We start from the raw sequence: 19101 nt of genomic DNA, 5'->3' as shown, positions 1-19101 counted from the left end.
TGATTTCGACTTAATCCCATGTTTCTTGGCAAGGGCTCTATATCCAAGTTTTCCTTCCAGATATTCTCTTACCACCATAAGTTTAAATTCTTCACAATATTTTTTCATAAATAAACACCCCAAAAGCCAGATTTTACTCTAACTTTTGGGGTGCAGTACATTCCTTGGTTCAAGTTATGCAAAATGTGGACCAGTAGAACCGTCCCCATTGTTTTCCCATGGTTTTAGGCAATATATTCTTCTCTTGCAATATCCTTGGCTTTTCCTTTTATATAATATTTTCCTTTTGTAGTGATAGCGAAAATGATCGTTAAAATAGATGCAAGGATAGCAGCAAAAAAGGCTGCAGTACTTTGCAGGAATGTTCCCATAAAACCTAGTGCAGCAAACGTGCCTATGCTGCTTGCGATCAATAGTGATCCAACACCAACGGGATTCCATTTATGCAAATTCTGTTGTCTGGCTTCATAATATCCAGGCCCAATCTTTAATAGTTTCTTAACGAAAACAGCATCTGTAACCAGAATAGCTGCCCAAGACAATAGGAAAACTCCTTGAAATGTCAAAACGGTTTCAAGGTGATTCACAATGTCCCCGAGCATTAAGACAATTGCCGATACCCCCGTAACAACTACCCAGAAGCGTCTACCTGGCTTAAATTTAAAAACATTTTCGAAAAAATTGGATAGTGACAGTGAACCACTGTAGATATTTGTTACATTAATTCTTATTTGAGTAATCATCGTAAATAAAGCTCCCCAACCGCCAAGGAGTAGAACGATATATATTCCAGGGTTTGGTTCCCCGAGACGAACACCGAACCAAATTCCAAGACCCCCCATCACTCCAAAACAAAAGATCTGTGGGATAAATCCGATTGCAAATATTCCAACTTTTATATCCTTCGGTTTAAGGAAACGAGCATAATCAGAAGCGAGAAGTGGTGTTAATCCCATAATTCCATGCTGCATGCCAATACAAAGTAAAAGGGCAGTTCCTCCAACCTGAACATTTTCAGGCATATAAGACCAAAAGCTTCCATCATAAACGGATGGTTTGATTGCAGCCACAACAATTGCTGCGATTAGAAAAATACCAAACAGCGGCAACGACCATTTTTGTAATTTATCCAATTGCTTGATGCCAAACCAATTTAAAGGAATGACGATGATACCAAAGAAAAGAATTAAACCCCATTTGGGAATAAGAGGAAAGAATTCGTGTACAGCTGCAACTAAGATTAAGCCTTCAAGCGCACAGTACATAATAAAATTAGTGGCATAAATAACAGAGGTCAAGGAGGCACCAATATAACCAAATCCGCCGCCCCTTGATAGTAAATTAACGTTCATACCCGATTTTGCAGATAAATAGGCAATAAATGTTCCAAGGATACCTGCGACAATAATGGCATATATAGCCGAAATAATTGCATTGATAGCACCAAATTGCAGGGCCATTACGCTTCCCATTTGAAAATAAAATATGGCCGTAGCAATTCCAAATGTAATATTTGTAATGCTTAACCAACCCATGTTTCTTTTGTTAAGAGGTACTCTATCCAATGAGTAATCATCACTCAACTCTTTGTTGCGATTCTGAACAGTAGAGTTATCAGATCTCAACATTATCAACTCCTTTTGTGATGGATTTCACAAGGATATTCCTTGCAATGAACAAATTCCATAAATAGTGAACTAATGTAATTAGCATAACAATAATCACTGGCTGTACTCAAACATGATAATTCGACATAATCTGTGATATAACACGCTTAGAGCAACTTTATCCGCAAAATACTGCCTCTATCTTAGTAATCGTGCCGAATACTCCGTATATTACAGGACAAATATTGTTAAATATACGTATTCTTACGATAAAAGGATGTGTTTTTTCCTCTATCAATGCGGGATAAATTTTTTTATTTAAGTTTAATTTAAAAACAAACCAGGGGATATGTACTTGACCTTACTGCAGGTGAAGAGTGCTGTGTAAGGCTGAGAAAGTAAAAAGCAGGGAGCTATTAAGATCCCTGCTTTCAAACGGTCTTATTTAAATGTCCAATAGTTATTCAAGATAAAATTGATGATAGGAATAACCAATGTTGTTACGACCTCTCCTATTGAATAATGAAGAGATAAGACATGGACTACTAAATACATAATTAGAAAATTCAATGTGAAACCAATTGCTGAAACAGCGAGAAAGCGCAATAACTTATTGTAAGAAAAGTCGCTTCCAAAGGTAAACTTTCTGTTTAGTAGAAATGAAAAATAAGACATGATGACAAAGGAAACAGATGTTCCAAAAAGGGGATTTTTGCCAAGAAGTTCTACCAAAACGAAAACAGAAAGATAATAAATGAGTATGCTTACACAACCCACGACACCGTATTTTATAAATTTGTGAAATAGTTCTTTACTTACAAGCATTCTTACAGCCTCTCATTCATGGTCATTCATACGTCAGTTTTTTTGGATATTTTAAAGATTTATTTTCCTAACCATTTTATTCTTATAATTTGAATAAGCAGGTAATCACTCTTCATAAGGTATAAATTTAGGTCTTTTTGTATAACTCTCACAATGAGGACAAAAATAGGCGATTTGGACTTCATGGTCACAGGTTGGATCGACCAGTCGGTTGTATTTTTCATTAAAATGGTTATTTCCCCAAATGGCAAGGGCAAATAGAACATCTTTAAGTTTCCATCCATCCTGTGTCAGTTCATATTCGTATCTAGGAGGATGGTCACTGTAACGTTTTGATCGGATGATGCCTTCCGATTCCAGGATTTGCAATCGGTCGGATAATATATTGGGGGCAATCCCAACCAAAGAAGTCTTTAATTCATTAAATTTGGTAATCCCTTGCATGATGTCTCTCACAATCAATAATGTCCAACGGTCTCCAATGATGTCAAGTGTATTTGCGATATTACATGGTAAATTATATCTCTTTTTTTTCATACGTCAGCCTCACATTATCATCATTATTTAAAACAACCTATTCATTTATCTGTTAAAGCCATTTCAATAAACTTCTGATGTGCTTTTGACAGCCATTTGTTTTTATGATAGGAGATTTGCGCATAGAAACTTGGATGTTCAGAAGATGACTTAATTACCTTCATTTTATCCTCTCGTAATAATGCTTCAACGCTCAAATAGGGGATTAAGGTGATTCCTAATCCACTCATCACACATTGTTTAATAGCTTCCATACTCGTAAACTCCAAATGATTATAAGTGTTTATACTATTCCTAATCAAATAGGCTTCAAAAAATTGTCTTAAGGCGCATGTTTTAGGACTAAAGATGATACATTCTCCATTTGCATCTTCAATCGTACTGAACGTATGGTTAGTTTCCCCAATAAAAACTAATGGTTCTTCAGACCAAACTTGTGTAATTAAATTCTGATCATTTACCTTTGGTTCTAAAGTGATCGCAATATCGATCTCCCCAGAGTAAAGTCTCTCTCTCAGTGGAAGACAGTCGTCATTCATAAGCGAAAAAGTAACGTCCGGATAGTTCTTTTTATACTCGGAAATTACTTTGCCTAGTTTATATACGGTTATCGATTCGGCTGCACCGATACGGATTTCACCTTTCATCGACATGTTATCGGACGAAATATGTTGGATTTTCGAATACACAGCCAGTAATTCGATTACATATTGATAGAGTTCCTGCCCGGCCATCGTTAATTGAATATGCTTTCCCAATCGATCAAATAAGGGAAGGCCGATTTGATCTTCCAGCTGCTGAATATGAGAAGTAATGGAAGCTTGGGAATACTGAAGAGTTTGAGCAGCCTTTGTAAAGCTATTTAAGTCGGCGACGGTTTTAAACGTTTGTAATTGTCGAATTTCCAAGGGTATCCCTCCAACCTTTCATTTTGTTATCAGTATTTCTAAACATAATCTTTAGTTATTTCAATTTTACTAATGGATAATTATAGCATACAATCCATTTAAAGGAGATGGAGAAAATGAAAAAAATATGTTTATTATTACCGAATGGATTTGAAGCCGTTGAAGCAAGTGTGTTCACAGATGTGTTTGGGTGGAGCAAAGATGTAGCCGATGGGTCAACGGAACTCATTACGGTCGGCACACGAGAAGAACTGACTTGCACCTGGAATTTCACGGTTAAACCTGAAAAGCTGCTTTCAGAAGTAACTGCGGAGGAATTTGACGCTTTAGCCTTACCAGGTGGTTTTGAGAAAGCAGGATTTTATGAAGACGCCTATCGTCCAGAAGTGCTTGGATTTATCCAAGAATTCGAAAAACAAGGAAAAATCATCGCAGCGATCTGTGTTGGAGCATTGGTGCTTGGAAAGAGTGGCGTTTTACATGGAAGATATGCTACCACCTATAACTTAGGTACAGGCAAGCGGCAATCTCAATTAGCAGAAATGGGCGTGAATGTGATGAAGGATCAACCGATTGTCATCGATCAAAATATTATTACTTCCTACAACCCTTCCACCTCGTTTGGGGTAGCGTTTGCCCTTCTTGAACAACTTACAACAAAAGAACATGCGGACCATGTAAAAAGGCTTATGGGGTTTCATGAATAATTTTGGCAGGCAGTAACTACTTATTTCATTGTTTAATAGCGAAACAGTGTTTGTCTCTTATAGGAGACGAATTCTGTTTTTAATTTTTCTGAGTTTTTAATTAAAAGTAAGTTGCAAAAAAATACTCACCAAAGTATGATGAATATGTAAAGATTGGAAAATTGAGGTAAGAAATAGGAGGTCGTTATGATGGAAGTAACAAAATTGTCTTGGGCAACTGTATTGATTGAATCAAAAGAAACATATATGTTGATTGATCCATTAGGAGCACCGATAAAAGGTCAAGATCAAGCTCTTGCTGCAAAACTTGGGGAACCTTTGGAGCCCTTGGTTTCACTCGATACCATCCATCGCCCGAATGCTATCTTCATTACCCATTTTCACCCCGACCACTTTGACGCTCAATCCATCCTGAGATGTTTTGGCGATGAAATTCCGATTTATCTTCCAAAGGAAACAACCGAGTATGCTAGAAAACTAGGATTTAGGCAGGTAGTGGGAGTAAATCCAAACGACGATTTTAACATTAATCATTTTAAAATTTCTGCATCTTATTCCGTTGACGGATATGGAACACCTCAGGTTTCATGGGTCATTTGTGACGGGGACCATACGGTTGTTCATTGTGGGGATACCCAATGGCATGGCTATTGGTGGAGGATGGAACAACAATATGGACCAATTCACGCAGCTTGTTTACCAGTTAACGGTCCGATACTAAATGTTTATGGATTGAAGAAACAAAGTAGTTTACCAGCATGTTTGACCCCTGAGCAAGCAGTAGAAGCAGCCAGCATATTAAATGCAGAATACTTAGTGCCAATCCATTATGGAACGTTTCATAACCCTCCATTTTACTGTGAAACAGAGTCTATCAAAGAGAGGTTAAGCCAAAGGGGGAAGGACCTCGGGGTTAACATTAGATTTTTACAACCAAATGAAAAGCTTTTATTGTAAAAAACGATAAAACAATCATAATAACAATTTCAAAGATGATAGAGATGAAAATTGAATTCATCAGGCATTTCAAATTAAAAAATGTTTATAGAATTGAGACTGTTCCGCTAAATGTTGAGAGAGTAGAGTGTTAGTTTAGTAAGATAAGAGGATTTCCTTCGCTTATCTTCTTGCTAGAGAGGAGATTTAATATGATCATACAAAGATTAGATTGGGCCGGGGTATTGATTGAGACTGAAAATAATCGCATACTCATTGATCCTGTATATAAAAGCCCTGAAGCTAGCTTCTTTGGGAAGCCAAAACATGTATTTTCACCACTCGAGGAATTGTCTTCCGCTAACGCTATTTTAATCACTCATCTACATTCCGATCATTTTGATCCTGACTTTATCATTGAAAGGTTTGGGGTTGATATTCCGGTATTCGTAGCGAATGGAAATGAGAAGGGTGTAAGGGAAAAAGGTTTAAGTAATGTTAAGGGAATGTCAGTGGGTGAAGTTTATTCTTTTGGTGAATTGTCAGCTGCTGCTTCCTACTCAGTAGATGGATTAGGTGACAATCAGGTTTCTTGGGTTGTAACAGATAGTGTCAAAACCATCATCCATTGTGGAGACACATTATGGCATGGATATTGGTGGGAGATGGAAAGAAAGTATGGTCCATTTGATGCAGCATTCCTCCCGATCAACGGTGCAGCTGTTAATGAACCTGGAATACGCCATAGTAAACAGCCTATTTGCCTGACACCTGAACAGGCTGTGTCAGCAGCACGTGTTTTAAACTCAAAACTCTTAATCCCCATTCATTATCGAACATTTCATCATCCACCTATATATATGGAAACAGAAAACGCAGAAGCCCGGCTGTTATCAGCTGCTAAGCAAGAAAACATAAAGGTACAACTGCTCCAGCCTAAGGAAATACTAGAAATCTAGTGTTCTGCAGCCTTCATTGGATGTATAGAGTAAGGAGGAAATAAAATGAGAGTAAGGCGAGAGCACTAGCGAAAAAACCAACATCTATACAACCGATAGAAGAAAAAATCAAACAAAAAACAACGGTATTATGGGGAGAAGAAGACCCCGTAATGCTAGCAGAATGGTCTGACAATCTAGCTTTATTTTTTGAAAATTATACGTTGAAAATTTTGCCAAGAATCGGACATTTTGTCCCATTTGAAGCACCGATGGAAGTACTAAAAGCGATCACAGAAAACCTCTAATAACAAAATCTTAATTTCATTTTATTTAGCATATAGGAATTGAAAACAATATGAAAAGCTGAGGGAAAAAATGATTACGACACAATACAAAATCTTATTACCAAGTGACTATGACATGAACATCATCAAGGAACGAGTCATAAATAATGGACATAAAACAGATGGATTTGATGATTTGAAATTCAAATTGTATCTGATCACGGAAAAAGGGATCAATCATAATTTACAAAACAGTTATAGCCCATTTTACCTTTGGAAAAATCATAACGGCCTTAACAAATTCTTATTTGAGGGCTACTATGACAATATTCTTACTTCGTTTGGATGGCAACAAGTCCAGTTGGGGATTCCACTGGTTGATCCACCAGTAGACGTGAGCCCATATAAATTTCTATTTCACCTTACAAATCGAATACCGCCACAGGGAAGTTTGCGTAACACAAAAGATGAAATACTAAAGGATATCCCCCAGATTAATAATGCTGAATATATGCTTACGTATAATCCCGATAAGTGGGAATATGATGTTTTTTACTTTTTAAGAGATGTAAGTAATTTAATAGAAGAAAAACGCGGTGTGGTTTATACCATACTTCATATTTCACATGAAAAATCTCTGGATTATTAATTGAAGGGCGGCGTATAGTCGTTTAATGTTTTCCTGTCAGACAATGAGACTAGTTATTCAACAACAGTATTGATTCATTCTTCAAAAAACCCTCTTTGATAAGAAGAGGGTTGATTCGCGTTACCAGCTCTCTTCATGTCAGCCCATTTGGAAACAAGGCATTGAGCCCAGCTGGAAAGTTGCAATAAGTATTGATTTATTTCAAAATAAAGAATGATACGAATGGTTAACAGAGCTATGGATTTTTAGCTTTAAAACTAACATACGGGACGTGTAATCATGGAAGTGTGGCGGAGGCATAATGGTACTATAAGTCTTGGTTTAGTTCGAGAGATTGAGAGTATATGAATGATTCTTACAATGAATTTATTCATTCCTTATATTAAATGTGAGTTAAATAAGTAATGGAGGATTTCAATATGGGTATACATAAGCGTAAGTTTGCCATGGTTGTTCTAGCATGCATGGTTTTAGCTGGCGGAGGAATGATAGGTTATAAGTTTTATCAAGAAAAACAGAATGAAGCTGTGATCGAAACCCAACAACAGGTAGAAAAGGAAGCTTCCCAAGAGGCCAGTGGAATCGTTGAAACGAAGGTCATTAGTGCGGAAATGAATCCAACCCAAGAGAATATCGAAGCTGCAGAAGAAGCAGCCCGTTCATTGCCAGAAAGCGAAGAAAAACGAAAACTAGTAGATAGGGCAGCTAGTGTGAAAGAAGAGTATATTCGAAATCTAAAGGCCAAAGAAGAAGTACGTTTGGCGGAATTAGAAGTCAACATTAATCAAGCAAAAGTCGCTTTAGGTATAGACCAAGCGCCATCAGAAGAAGACGTATTAGAGATTCTACATAATATGACGCACCAGAAAGTCCGTTCAGAAGAAAAATGGGGATTTGTTCATATCAACGAAGTGAATCTTTTAGCAGTGAAAGAAGTGCTGCAGGAGAATCCTGCATTTAATCAAAATATTAATATGCTTTCTATAGTGACTGAATGGTTAAATAACGATTTTAGTGATATTGTAGCTGAACATAACTCAATATGGAAAATGAAAAATGGATCAGTTGGAAAGGCGTATGGAATCTTGAGCCCGAGTGAAGAAGCAGCACTAGTAAAGGAACAATTTGGAGTTCAGCAATAATGTGTTGACTAAGGCATTTAAAGATCAGAGAAGTCGGTTTACCTCACACACTTATACATAAATAAAAGAAAGCACTTGAAATAAAAGAGCATTCGGTTGTTTATTTAGTGTTTAGAAATATTTTATTGACAATTTTATGAATTTAAACAACAGTGAATGCATAATTTTGGTTTATCCTAAAGAGTCCCAAGGAATTAGAATTCCTGGGACTTCTTTTTTCAATTAAATATTTATATTATTTCGTTTTTCGTAAATCTGCAATTTTTTCATGTTAACTTATCACCCCAATTATTGTTCTAAAACAAAAAAAGGGCGGATTCTGCTCGTTTTTTACTTTGTCTGGACAATAAAGTACAATAATTGTACTGATAAATGGAAGAATGAGAGGAAACATAATGACATTTTTAGAAAAAATTAAACCGCATTTGATTAGCGATGATATATTAATCCAAGAGGTAGTGCTGCATGCTCTTCATGATTATCCGAATGTCCCGGAAGAATGGACCAATGAATTGCTGAAAGAAGCATTTAAAAATAAAGACAAACAATCTTCGATCTTCATCTATGTAGAAAATCAAACCTTTAATGAAGAGGCCGTTAAGATATTAATTGAAAATATTCCATTAATGGAACCGTCCAAACGCCATTTAGCGGTGAACTTGGTCCACCGTATCGAACCGGAACTTGCTCTTAAATATAAGGAACAGCTTCAAGAATATATACCCAAGGATACATGGTCCTTATATGAGATATTGTTACATGGCACGGAAGAAGAAGTGTACTCGGAATATGGTCAAATCTTAAATGACCTGGAGAGGGCCGGTTCAGAGCAGCATTATTTCTACATAAAAGCAAAAAAACTGGCAGCCTGTTTGGTGAAAAAGGGCTGGGTTACAGAAAGAGAAATAGACCAAATACTAGAAGATGAGTTAGAGGAACAATGGTTTTCATTTAATGGAATCTTGACGGTCTATATGATTGGATTGTTAAAGTTAGAAAGGCATATTCCTTTATTGGTTAGCTTATTGGATCGCGATGAAGATAGTTTATTAGAAGAACTGTCTGTAACGTTAATCAGTTTCCAATCGGATGAGGTAGTAAAGGAAGTAGCACCCTATCTAAGGAAAGATAATTCCATTATTTATGCCGCTTCGGTTGTTGAAAACATTAAATCAGACTTTGCGGTCAAGGTTTTAAGAGAAGCCTACCGTTCTGCAAAGCAACTGGATGATCAAGATATTCTAATCGAAGCACTTTGTCACCAGCTTTCGGAAGAAGCTCTACCTGAAATTAACGAACATATGGAGCTAGATTATACATCTGGACTTGTTGATGTTGAACAAACCGTCTATAGCTACTTTTCGATATTGGGGTTAAAGAATCGAGAACTAGCTCTATGGAGACAAGCGGCAATGGAAAGAGAACTCGACTTTAGACAGAAGGGGAATGATCTCCCACTAGCTCCAGTCCGAAACGAAATTAAAGTCGGCCGCAATGATCCTTGCCCTTGTGGAAGCGGCAAAAAATATAAAAAATGCTGCGGGAAATAAAATTAATTAAACGCTTTACATTGGTTTGGTATACGAGAATAAAGGCTTCCTCAGGAGGTCTTTTTTATTTCATTATTTAGAGTAGCTGTAGAAGAAACAGTCTAACAGGTGCAGAGTTGAAAAATGGTGCTGTCATTGTGACTGCTTTTTTTATTGAACTAAAGGCAGGTTAATTGTAGAAGGCTAGACATTTATAGGACGTTATTTATATATAATTAGATACCGAAATAGTCAAAAGTAGCGGAAAAATCAGTTGCCTTTTCCAACTCATTTCTAAAAATAATTTTATAAAATTCTCTTCAATACTCCCACTTAGCTGATCATATATCCGAGTGGGTTCACTTTTTTCGTGCCCTAGTAAACTCTGAATAACATAAATGGGAGCTCATTTTTTCAATATATTCCTCCTAACCGTTATATAGAGGAATTATTGCCTTGAGTATAGAAATGAAAACGTTAGGGATTGAACTATCGTGGAGTTGAATAATGGGAGATAGAATAATGGGATATTAGGGGGAGTTAAAGATGAGGAAATGGATAGTTGTAATACCAGTGTTAATTGTCATCACATTGATATTTAATTTAAGTGGATATAGATAAAATAAAATCCTTAATCAACTATCGAAGTGCGATTGTTCCACAAGAACAGTCGCTTATTGTCCTAACGAAGCAGTTAAGTTGATGAAGAAATCAAAAAAGCCCAATGAGAATATTAAATGAAACCAATAGCTTATTAAACACGTATTCAAGGTTAAAGTGACATAAACAAAGTGAGGTGTAACGAATTGAAAATAGAGAAATTTAGAGTGGAAACATCAAATGGGAAGTTACAATATAATATTAGTGGAAACGGAAAACCAAATATAGTTTTGATTAACGGTGGTTCGGGGCCGATAGAAGGTTGGATGAAAATACTACCAGAAATTTCGGAATCATCATCTGTATTTTCCTATAATCGTCTTGGTGTTACTGGTAGCGATAAACCGAAAGAGTCCCAAGATGGGATAACGATTGTTAATACTTTACGTGAAGCATTAACAATAGTGGGATTTGAACCCCCATTCTTATTAGTTGGACATTCGCTAGGTGGCTTATATGCAAATTTATATGCCCGTCTCTACCCAAGCGAAGTAGCAGGAATTGTCTTTCTAGAATCCAGCCATCCAAAAGATTTAAAGCTTAATGAATATCAAGGTATGACTGTAAAAGCAATTAATAAGGTGTTCACAATGTTTGATTCATTGTCTTCCCATAAACAATTCAATGAAGTTAATTTTGTGGAAGAAACAGTAAACCAAATTCATCAGATAGACTCTTTTCCCGATATACCAGTATATGTAATTACAGGTGGACAAGAAAACCGAATGATGCCTAAGGAAGTTAGAAAAAAACGACTAGATAATCAAGTAGAATTACTTTCGTTATCAAGAAATACCAAACATATTATAGCTGAAAAAAGTGGTCATTTCCCACAATTATCAGAGCCTAAAGTAGTCATTGATAGTATCAATGATTGTATAGAACAAATAAATAATACAACCGATATCTAATTAATGAAAAGTTATTTGTGGAGAATGTTACGTTGTTTTTCTTGTCTTAAGATTGTGAAGTATTACACTTAAACTAACGGGTGCTAGAGTTTAACAATGAGTTGCTACGGTAGCTCTTTTTCTTTGTAGAGCTAACGTTGTAGGTTTGGGAGTTGAAGAATGGAAATAAAAATAATAAAACATTTTTCAATTTTTATGTTGAACGGTACTATACAATAGGTGAATATCAATAATTGTACAGATTAACTAAATAACTTGTCCCTGTCAAAAATTACGATTTTTGCATTCAATATACTAGATAATAGATTTTTTTGAAAGGTTGTGTTTGCTATGGCAACATTAAGTACGGGACCTTTTGTGGTTCCCAGGCGTATATGCAACGGAAATCCTGTCAACTTCTTTTTTATAAGCTTGACAAATTTGAGTAATCGAATGTTGACGGTAACATTAAAGATTCACCAAGTCTTCACTCAACCAAATGCGATTCACTCATCCTACACAAATCACCAACCATCACCTTGTACTCTGATACACCCACCAGCACTAATCAGAGTTGAACCAAATTCAGCAGTTATGCTCTCTCAATCGGTTGTCCTTCCTTTGCCAATTAACAACAGTAATACGGCTTCAAACGACCAACTAGTATTGATCATTTCAATTAGTGGAAACGTAGATAAATCATCAAGAGACTTAATTCAAATCTGTGTCACAGGTGGTTTTTCATCTGATGGTGGCAGTTCTCTGAATGAGGCAGAACCAACAATGTTTTTCCGACATGCTGACTTTGTGGTAATTCATCGTAATGACTCCCCTAATCCTCCTCATCATCCCTTAGAACCTAATCATAATAAAGACAGCTAGATAAGATTTGAATAGTATTTTTAGACAGTTAATTTCTTAATGAGGAGGTATATTTGAACCATTAATGGTCTATCCCCTGAATCCTAATCAACTAAACGGGGCTGAGGCTCAAAATCAAGCTGCCATTCTTGGCGGCTTCTTTGTTATTGAACTAAAGGTCAGGTTAGTGGAAGTAGAAAAGTGACAAACTAACACGTATATAAATTCCTTAAAAGGAGTAAGAAAACCGTACGATTATGAAAATAGTGGCTATTGGGATTATATTGGTTGTTGGCGGAAGTATCATTTTAGGGTGGTTTATTAAAGAAGCAAATAAAAATTATAAAAATGAAAATACAAAAACTAAAATTTTCTATTTCCTATGGGTGATTTTAGGTGTCGTATTAGATTTAAGTAATGGATTAATTATTATTGTTGGTCTTATTTTATTAGGAGTTCTCTTAATAATCTATTCCCCACTCTTCAACTAAAGGGTGTGTGTGCGGCCGAGCATAGGTCGTATCATATAGCGGGTGGGATTCCCGTCGAGTAAGAATTAGCCATTCGCTCGTTGCGAGACTTGGAGGGCAAAAGGTAACTTTAGCTTTTAAGCGTAGACAGTTAGGTGGAGCAGCCGTCAAGGCTGAGAATCTTATGGAGTGAAAGTCTCCTGTCATCAATTGACCGATTCGGATGACTAGCATATCCAATGCGTGGGGAGGTAACGAACTACGTTCTGCTTGGAAGTAAAAGTCACGGCGGCCTATTCTACACAGAGAGGATAAGGTCGGAACAGTCTGTGTGGCGAGCAAACACAGAGGCCAGAAGGATTTAACGAATACTGCAATCCCGAAATCTACGCCCCTCAAAGAAACTGTTCGAGGGATGTTTTGCTTAGCGTCGACCTTTGCCTAACGGGGGAAGACCGATGTCTTACGGGAAGAAACGGTCAAAAGCACCGTAAGAGCAGCCGGGGTATGGGTTCTGGCAACTGTGGAAAGATTTTCAGAGATAACGACGGGAAGGTCCTACTTCAAATTGGGAAGGTACTAACCAATAAAGACCTATCATATAAGAGGCTAATAGAAAATGGTAGGATGATTTAGGATTGGCGCATGAGGTCGTAGTAGCAATGAGGGAAGGGTAATGCCTTCTTAAGTGTAAGAAAATTACACTTCTATCAAGGTAACACCTTTGATAGGGCAAAGGACCTCTGGGCACTTTGAATGTTTGAGCATTATAGACTCTGAGCTATAAAGTATGTTTAAACTAGCTTACAAGTAAACCTACAAATGATGGGGGAATATGCGTACCGACATTTAATCCTGCGGTTTCATGGGAAGGCTTGTAGGTGATTAATCCAAGGTCAGAACCGGACTCGGGAAATCCGACCGTCCGGGATCGTAGGGGGGCTAACTGTTCTGTGAGGGGGGAGGAACACAATCTACCGAAAGGTAGAGAGGTTCCCTTCTACTCGACTAGTGGAAGATCAACCAAAGGAACATTACATTAAAAAACCATCAGATTTTATTGAATCTGATGGTTTTTTGAAGGATGGTTTTAAAAAGTGTGCCAATGCATAACCCAATAATTAAAATAATATTGGCAACCAAACCGGTCCGAAGAGTATCCCCATTATCCTCAATGGTTGGGGAATAGATTAGACCAACTGTTAAAAATAAGCAGAAAACACAAACGGAAAAACGAAAAAGATTCTTTTCCACCGCCAGCGTCTTTATAAGCATCCCACATGGCAAACATATATAGACAGGTGTAAAACATCAGCAATTGATAATTCGTACTATCAATTGCTGATTGAATAAGACCATAAAAGCTTAACATGATTACTTCGTTAAAGTTTGATTGAATGTTAATCAAGAATTCTAAAGAAATGAAAAGTGATCCTTTGAGAAATTTTCCGTTTAAGATTTGGGGAAATCCTGGCAATGCAATGCTCCATAGGACATGTTCAAGTTGATCTTTTTTCGTCATGTTATTTCCTTCTAAGTAATAGCTAATTTATCATGGTCAACTACTTTTGGTGGTTGTTCCATCCACCCATTATCAATCATTATGTTTGCAGCGTCTTCTGTATATTTTAGGACTTCCCCTAAAATTCGGAGGTAATGTGTAGATAAATCACGTCTTGAACTTGTTGACAAACTTGTTCCGTAATATCCGATAGCACCCGCGGCTAGGCCATTTACATGAAACATCATAAGTTTATCGGAAAAAGGGGAAACAGTTGAGTCTAATACTTGGTTATCCCAAGATACAGAAGCAGGAAGGGCATTTTCAATTAAAATGGAACTATAAATTTCAATATGCTTTGAAGCGATTTCTTTTCCTCTTGCCATAAAGCTTCCCACTTCTTTTGATTTTGCCACTTGACTGAAGCCAATAAATGTTGCCATAGCTAACACATTTCTTTGAAGGTTAGCATAAAGATTCGTTACTTCTAACGTAGTCAGCGATCTACGCTCTCCAAACCAACCGGTTAAAAAGTTTTGTTTTCGAATAAAATCGACTTTTTCAGGAGTCGTAACATAGGGTGCTCGTATATAGAGACCTTTAGATAGTAAAACATCTCCTGTTTTTTTTCGAAGTTTCTTTGAATCATCAATACATTCTGAAAAATAATCAAATACATCCGAACGTGTTGCTAAACTCAACGAGATACTATAAGCTTCTAACCCTAATGAACTCCATTGTAGAAGATAATATAGAAAGTAAAGATCCGAAAATAATCGAGGAGCTGTAATATCAACATCTTCTTCTTTAAATCCATATGGAATGGGAAATTTCTCACCTTTAAAGATTACTGTCAGTTTTTTTATGTGTGCCTCTGCTAACCCCAGTGCATATTCAACTGCAAGACGAATCTCAAGATCTTCTGCTTTAGCCGAAAAGTATTTAAGTACACAAATCGAAAGGCTATCATTCATGTAAGCGGACCATAGCTGTGAAATCTCAGCAGACGTTAGTTTAATGTTATTTTCACTTTGCAAAGGAATTCTTCCTCCTTTAAATCGAAAAGTAATCCACATAGTTATCTTTCCTAATAATGTAAATAAATATTTATCGTATTACAAACTTACATATGATGAGAGAGAAAAATCTTGGACACTTTTAAATTGTACAAGGTTTATAATTTCATGGAAAAATAAAAATGAAACTCCTAACCTAAATGCCATGTTAATTGTTCCTTGGATTATATGGTGGATATTCCGAAACCAAGAAAGTACAGCTCGTTTATTTTTTGCTGGCTTACTAGTGATGGTTTTATCAGAAATACTTGATGCAGTTGGTGTTAGTTTTGGAAAGTGGTCCTATCCCGTGAAAGTTATACCAGTGGCTACTATAAAATTTCCATTTCGACTCTCGGTTTTACCTGTGTTCGTAATGCTGCTACTGCAATTTAAGCCTAGCTTTAATCCCTATATTAAAGCTATTTTTTTTGGTGGATTAAGTGCATATGTGGGAATGCCAATGATGGCTATGAATGAATTCGTTTGAAAAAATCAATAAAAATTGAAGAAAGGCATATATACTCGGTAAAATGGTACCACTTAACAGTATTCGAACCCTTAATCACAATGAACATCGTGTAAATTATTGACCGAGGAATTAAGGAAAAAGTACCCAGGGTGGTTTTTAAAATGAGAAAAAACCGTAGCTAGCGGCTACGGCAAAGAGGTGAAAGTAGCGTAAACCTTCAATGAGATATTTATGTTGTATACAGGTTGAAGTAGACCTCATTGTCCATTTTCCTTAACCATCCTGTGTAAAGATGGTTAAGGAAAATGGACAATTGTAACTAGGTTAAATATAATGAGTTACTAAAAAATGATTCCTGCCTGAATGAGTGAAAAGATTGTGAAACATTTTACTTAAAGTAACGGGTGCTTGAGCTCAAGAGGAATCGCTTCGGTGATCCTTTTTTGTTATGGGGCTAACGGTCAGTTGAAGAGTGATCTTTAACGGGTATCCAACAATAGGTCCCGACCTACTTCCTTTTACTTGTATTCTTTGTCTCAATATGATGATAGATAAAACAAAAAACCGAAGGGTTTAATCTTCGGTTTTTAACATGCTTAACGAGAAGTATAACCTGCATCTACATGAAGTGTTGTGCCAGTTACATAAGAGGATGCGTCAGAAGCTAACCAAAGGCTAGCTTGAGCAATTTCTCGTGGCTGACCAAAGCGGTTAAGTAAGCTTAATTGAGGGGAATATGCTTCTTCTGTTAAACCAAATTGCTCTAATGCACCACGAAGCATTGGTGTATCAATTGCACCTGGAGCAACTGAGTTAACACGAATATTGAGTGGACCATTTTCCATGGCAGCCACTTTTGTCATACCAACTACACCATGCTTCGCTGCAACATAGGCTATGTTATTTGGCTGTGGACGGAATCCACTAACAGATGAAATGTTAATAATAGAGCCACCATGTCCTTGTTTTTGCATTTGTTGTAATTCATATTTCATACAAAGTGCAGTACCAGTTAAATCAACTGAGATTAGGCGATTCCAGTACGCTTCATCAAATTCTGCTGCTGGTTTGTCATCTGGTGTTAAAGCAGCGTTATTTACTGCTACATCTAATTTACCAAATGTATCAACTGCAAATTTAACCATTTTTTGCACTTCTTCAGATTTTGAAATATCTACTTTTACAAAGGCAGCTTCGCCTCCGCTCGAATTAATAGCATCTGTCACTGCACGACCTTTTTCTTCGTTAAAATCAGCAATAACAACTTTTGCTTTTGCTTCTGCAAATAGTTTTGCTGTAGCTTCACCCATACCCATTGCAGCACCTGTAACGATTGCAACTTTACCTTCTAATAATGGAAATGTCATATTAAATACCTCCTAAAGACAAATATATACTTTATACTCATTACAATAGTGTTTATACTTAAAATCATCAATCATCAAAGTATTCAAGTTTGTATATTACTATACAAATCGATAGGTTTTGTATAGTAAATTAATAACTTAGTCCAGAAGATTAATTTTTCCAACATACTTTATTGTGAGGTGACCAACTTTGACAGAACTTTTTAATAAACAAATTCAACGTTCAAAGAAAGCATTAAAAGAAACCTTTTTAAAATTGCTTTATCAGAAGCCATTTGATCAGATTACAATCTCAGAAATGGTTCGTGAAGCAAATTATAATCGTGGAACTTTTTATGCAAATTTTGAAACAAAGGAACATTTACTTGATGAGGTCATTCAAGATGTGCTAAAAGAAATGATTAATCAAATTCGAAATCCTTATAAATCCAATAAAAAAGTAAATATCAAAGATTTAAATACGGATGATATAACATTGTTTAAGTATTTTCAAGAAAATGCAAAGCTTTATAAATTATTATTAAGTAAACATATACGTGTCGATTTCCGTTATCAAATGGCAAAGGCTATAGAACAGTTGTTTATTGAGGAATATCAGTATGAACTGGAAGAAGGAACATCAATAAGCACTAAGTGGTTGTATATTTATCGCTCTCATGGAATAGCAGGGTTAATTATTCGATGGATTGAAGAAGATTTTTCAACTTCACCTGAATATATGTCCAAGCAAATTGTAGAACTTATGCTTACTTCTACAGAAGTTTTTTATGTTAAAAGCTTTTAAGGCAGCGGTATTTTTTCTTGTTGTACTTACTGGCAGGTTAGTTTTAAGAAAGAAGAGTCTATGGAGGTAGTGAATACCACCTATATTTAAAACTTAGGATATTCTTACAAAAAAAAATGAATGATGGGGTACTATCAAGCGTTTTCTTGACAGTGTCCCCTCATTCAACCACTCTGCGAATCGCTGTGCGTGAGGATCCTTAAAAACTTAATATTGGTTGGTTTTAGAGTAATTTCGTAAAAACTTTTCCATTGTGGATAAGAGATCAGATTGATCACTTTCAGCTTCTTCAGCAGCTATTTTTTGCGAAGTTATCTTTGTTCTACTTATGATCTTATTTTTTTTATTTTCACTGTCATCGTTTGATTTTTACTTTTTGAAGTGACTGTTGTTTTTCGGATTCAGCAATTTTTGATTGGTTACTTGATTGGTTTCCAGCTTTGTCACTAGCTTGGTTATCAGATTTTTCTTTTTCAGCCTTTTCAATTTTTACCCCAATACTGATATTTTTAATGTGGAACATGGAAAGGCGAACGATTTCCTGATTATTGATCAAAAGAACGAAATCTTTATTTACCTCAGTGATTACACCCTCTACCTTCTCAGGACCACCACGATTAATTTTTACCCATTTTAATTTCAATGACTCAAGCAGGTCTTGGAAATTATCCGCCTTTTTAAATTCGAAATCGATAGGAACTTCAATGTTGAATTTCATCTCGCCCTTTACATTATCAGTTAAACTTTTAATATGTTTAGAGTTGTAGTAAACCACCCCTTCATCCTCCGTGAGAAGGGCGATATGATCGTCACATGCATCCATTAACTTCCCAATTCTGGATTCTGGTCCGCCTCGATTAACCCTGATAACTTTACCTATAAAATATTTCATGATGTCTCCCCTTTAAATTAAATATATATATTTACACCTTATCTATATGTATCACAGGATGATGTTGTCCTAATAAAATAGCCT

Annotated in this window: 20 protein-coding genes and 1 pseudogene; 11 read left to right on the top strand and 10 right to left on the bottom strand. The window is 36.2% G+C overall.

The genetic code is table 11. The features are described 5' to 3' along the window. The 5 genes from ACIQAA_RS31910 to ACIQAA_RS31890 all read right to left on the bottom strand — a co-directional run. Window positions 1-108: transposase (locus ACIQAA_RS31910; protein ID WP_402627796.1), on the bottom strand; the 108-nt coding region annotated here is incomplete at its 3' end. A gap of 116 nt (window positions 109-224) precedes the next feature. Then, window positions 225-1628, bottom strand: a complete 1404-nt coding sequence (locus ACIQAA_RS31905) for a purine-cytosine permease family protein (RefSeq protein WP_402627793.1) — start codon at window positions 1626-1628, stop codon at window positions 225-227. A gap of 420 nt (window positions 1629-2048) precedes the next feature. Continuing rightward, entirely contained in the window at window positions 2049-2432 is a 384-nt protein-coding gene (locus ACIQAA_RS31900; protein ID WP_402627790.1) for a GtrA family protein, read from the bottom strand. 105 nt (window positions 2433-2537) lie between these two features. Then, window positions 2538-2969, bottom strand: a complete 432-nt coding sequence (locus ACIQAA_RS31895) for a winged helix-turn-helix transcriptional regulator (protein WP_402627787.1) — start codon at window positions 2967-2969, stop codon at window positions 2538-2540. A gap of 41 nt (window positions 2970-3010) precedes the next feature. Then, window positions 3011-3877, bottom strand: a complete 867-nt coding sequence (locus ACIQAA_RS31890; protein WP_402627784.1) for a LysR family transcriptional regulator — start codon at window positions 3875-3877, stop codon at window positions 3011-3013. Between the two features lie 116 nt (window positions 3878-3993). On the opposite strand from ACIQAA_RS31890, the gene ACIQAA_RS31885 reads away from it, so the two are divergent. The 7 genes from ACIQAA_RS31885 to ACIQAA_RS31855 all read left to right on the top strand — a co-directional run bounded on the left by ACIQAA_RS31885 (window position 3994) and on the right by ACIQAA_RS31855 (window position 10086). Then, entirely contained in the window at window positions 3994-4584 is a 591-nt protein-coding gene (locus ACIQAA_RS31885; RefSeq protein WP_402627781.1) for a DJ-1/PfpI family protein, read from the top strand. A gap of 189 nt (window positions 4585-4773) precedes the next feature. Then, on the top strand, window positions 4774-5541 hold the full coding sequence (locus ACIQAA_RS31880) for an MBL fold metallo-hydrolase (RefSeq protein ID WP_402627778.1): 768 nt from the start codon (window positions 4774-4776) through the stop codon (window positions 5539-5541). A gap of 191 nt (window positions 5542-5732) precedes the next feature. After that, window positions 5733-6479: an MBL fold metallo-hydrolase gene (locus tag ACIQAA_RS31875; RefSeq protein WP_402627776.1), complete on the top strand. Its 747-nt coding sequence runs from the start codon at window positions 5733-5735 to the stop codon at window positions 6477-6479. A 152-nt stretch (window positions 6480-6631) separates the two neighbouring features. Further along, window positions 6632-6766 carry a hypothetical protein gene (locus ACIQAA_RS31870; protein WP_402627773.1) on the top strand — a complete coding sequence of 45 codons (135 nt, stop codon included), beginning with the start codon at window positions 6632-6634 and terminating at the stop codon, window positions 6764-6766. 70 nt (window positions 6767-6836) lie between these two features. After that, the gene (locus tag ACIQAA_RS31865; RefSeq protein ID WP_402627771.1) at window positions 6837-7394 is read left to right on the top strand and encodes a DUF4865 family protein; all 558 of its coding nucleotides are present in this window, start codon (window positions 6837-6839) and stop codon (window positions 7392-7394) included. Window positions 7395-7813: 419 nt separating this feature from the next. After that, the gene (locus tag ACIQAA_RS31860; protein WP_402627768.1) at window positions 7814-8536 is read left to right on the top strand and encodes a DUF6241 domain-containing protein; all 723 of its coding nucleotides are present in this window, start codon (window positions 7814-7816) and stop codon (window positions 8534-8536) included. 395 nt (window positions 8537-8931) lie between these two features. Further along, window positions 8932-10086, top strand: coding sequence for a YecA family protein (locus tag ACIQAA_RS31855; RefSeq protein WP_402627765.1), 1155 nt, complete (start codon window positions 8932-8934; stop codon window positions 10084-10086). A gap of 277 nt (window positions 10087-10363) precedes the next feature. On the opposite strand, the pseudogene ACIQAA_RS31850 reads toward ACIQAA_RS31855, so the two are convergent. Next, window positions 10364-10471: pseudogene (locus ACIQAA_RS31850) on the bottom strand (integrase); the annotation flags it as partial. 400 nt (window positions 10472-10871) lie between these two features. On the opposite strand from ACIQAA_RS31850, the gene ACIQAA_RS31845 reads away from it, so the two are divergent. Further along, window positions 10872-11636 (top strand): alpha/beta fold hydrolase, encoded by a 765-nt coding sequence (locus ACIQAA_RS31845; protein WP_402627762.1) that lies wholly within the window; start codon window positions 10872-10874, stop codon window positions 11634-11636. A 432-nt stretch (window positions 11637-12068) separates the two neighbouring features. Next, entirely contained in the window at window positions 12069-12497 is a 429-nt protein-coding gene (locus ACIQAA_RS31840; protein WP_402627759.1) for a hypothetical protein, read from the top strand. A 1620-nt stretch (window positions 12498-14117) separates the two neighbouring features. Here the strand turns inward: ACIQAA_RS31840 and ACIQAA_RS31835 are convergent. Then, complete coding sequence (locus ACIQAA_RS31835; RefSeq protein WP_402627756.1) at window positions 14118-14468, bottom strand: hypothetical protein; 351 nt, start codon at window positions 14466-14468, stop codon at window positions 14118-14120. Window positions 14469-14479: 11 nt separating this feature from the next. Further along, a complete protein-coding gene (locus ACIQAA_RS31830) occupies window positions 14480-15484 on the bottom strand; it encodes a DUF3231 family protein (RefSeq protein ID WP_402627753.1) in 1005 nt (334 codons plus the stop codon). Here ACIQAA_RS31830 and ACIQAA_RS31825 point away from each other — a divergent pair. Then, on the top strand, window positions 15465-15992 hold the full coding sequence (locus ACIQAA_RS31825) for a CBO0543 family protein (protein ID WP_402627751.1): 528 nt from the start codon (window positions 15465-15467) through the stop codon (window positions 15990-15992). The genes ACIQAA_RS31830 and ACIQAA_RS31825 overlap by 20 nt on opposite strands. 578 nt (window positions 15993-16570) lie before the next feature. Here the strand turns inward: ACIQAA_RS31825 and ACIQAA_RS31820 are convergent. After that, window positions 16571-17341: an SDR family NAD(P)-dependent oxidoreductase gene (locus tag ACIQAA_RS31820; protein WP_402627748.1), complete on the bottom strand. Its 771-nt coding sequence runs from the start codon at window positions 17339-17341 to the stop codon at window positions 16571-16573. Between the two features lie 190 nt (window positions 17342-17531). Between ACIQAA_RS31820 and ACIQAA_RS31815 the strand changes: the two genes are divergently transcribed. Beyond that, window positions 17532-18125, top strand: a complete 594-nt coding sequence (locus ACIQAA_RS31815) for a TetR/AcrR family transcriptional regulator (protein ID WP_402627745.1) — start codon at window positions 17532-17534, stop codon at window positions 18123-18125. 355 nt (window positions 18126-18480) lie between these two features. On the opposite strand, the gene ACIQAA_RS31810 is transcribed toward ACIQAA_RS31815, so the two are convergent. After that, window positions 18481-19017, bottom strand: coding sequence for a hypothetical protein (locus ACIQAA_RS31810; protein ID WP_402627743.1), 537 nt, complete (start codon window positions 19015-19017; stop codon window positions 18481-18483). Window positions 19018-19101: the final 84 nt, after the last annotated feature.

Source organism: Neobacillus sp. NPDC093182, assembly GCF_044754045.1.
The sequence above is the reverse complement of the archived record's forward strand: the minus strand, read 5'-3'. Positions and strand labels throughout refer to the sequence as shown.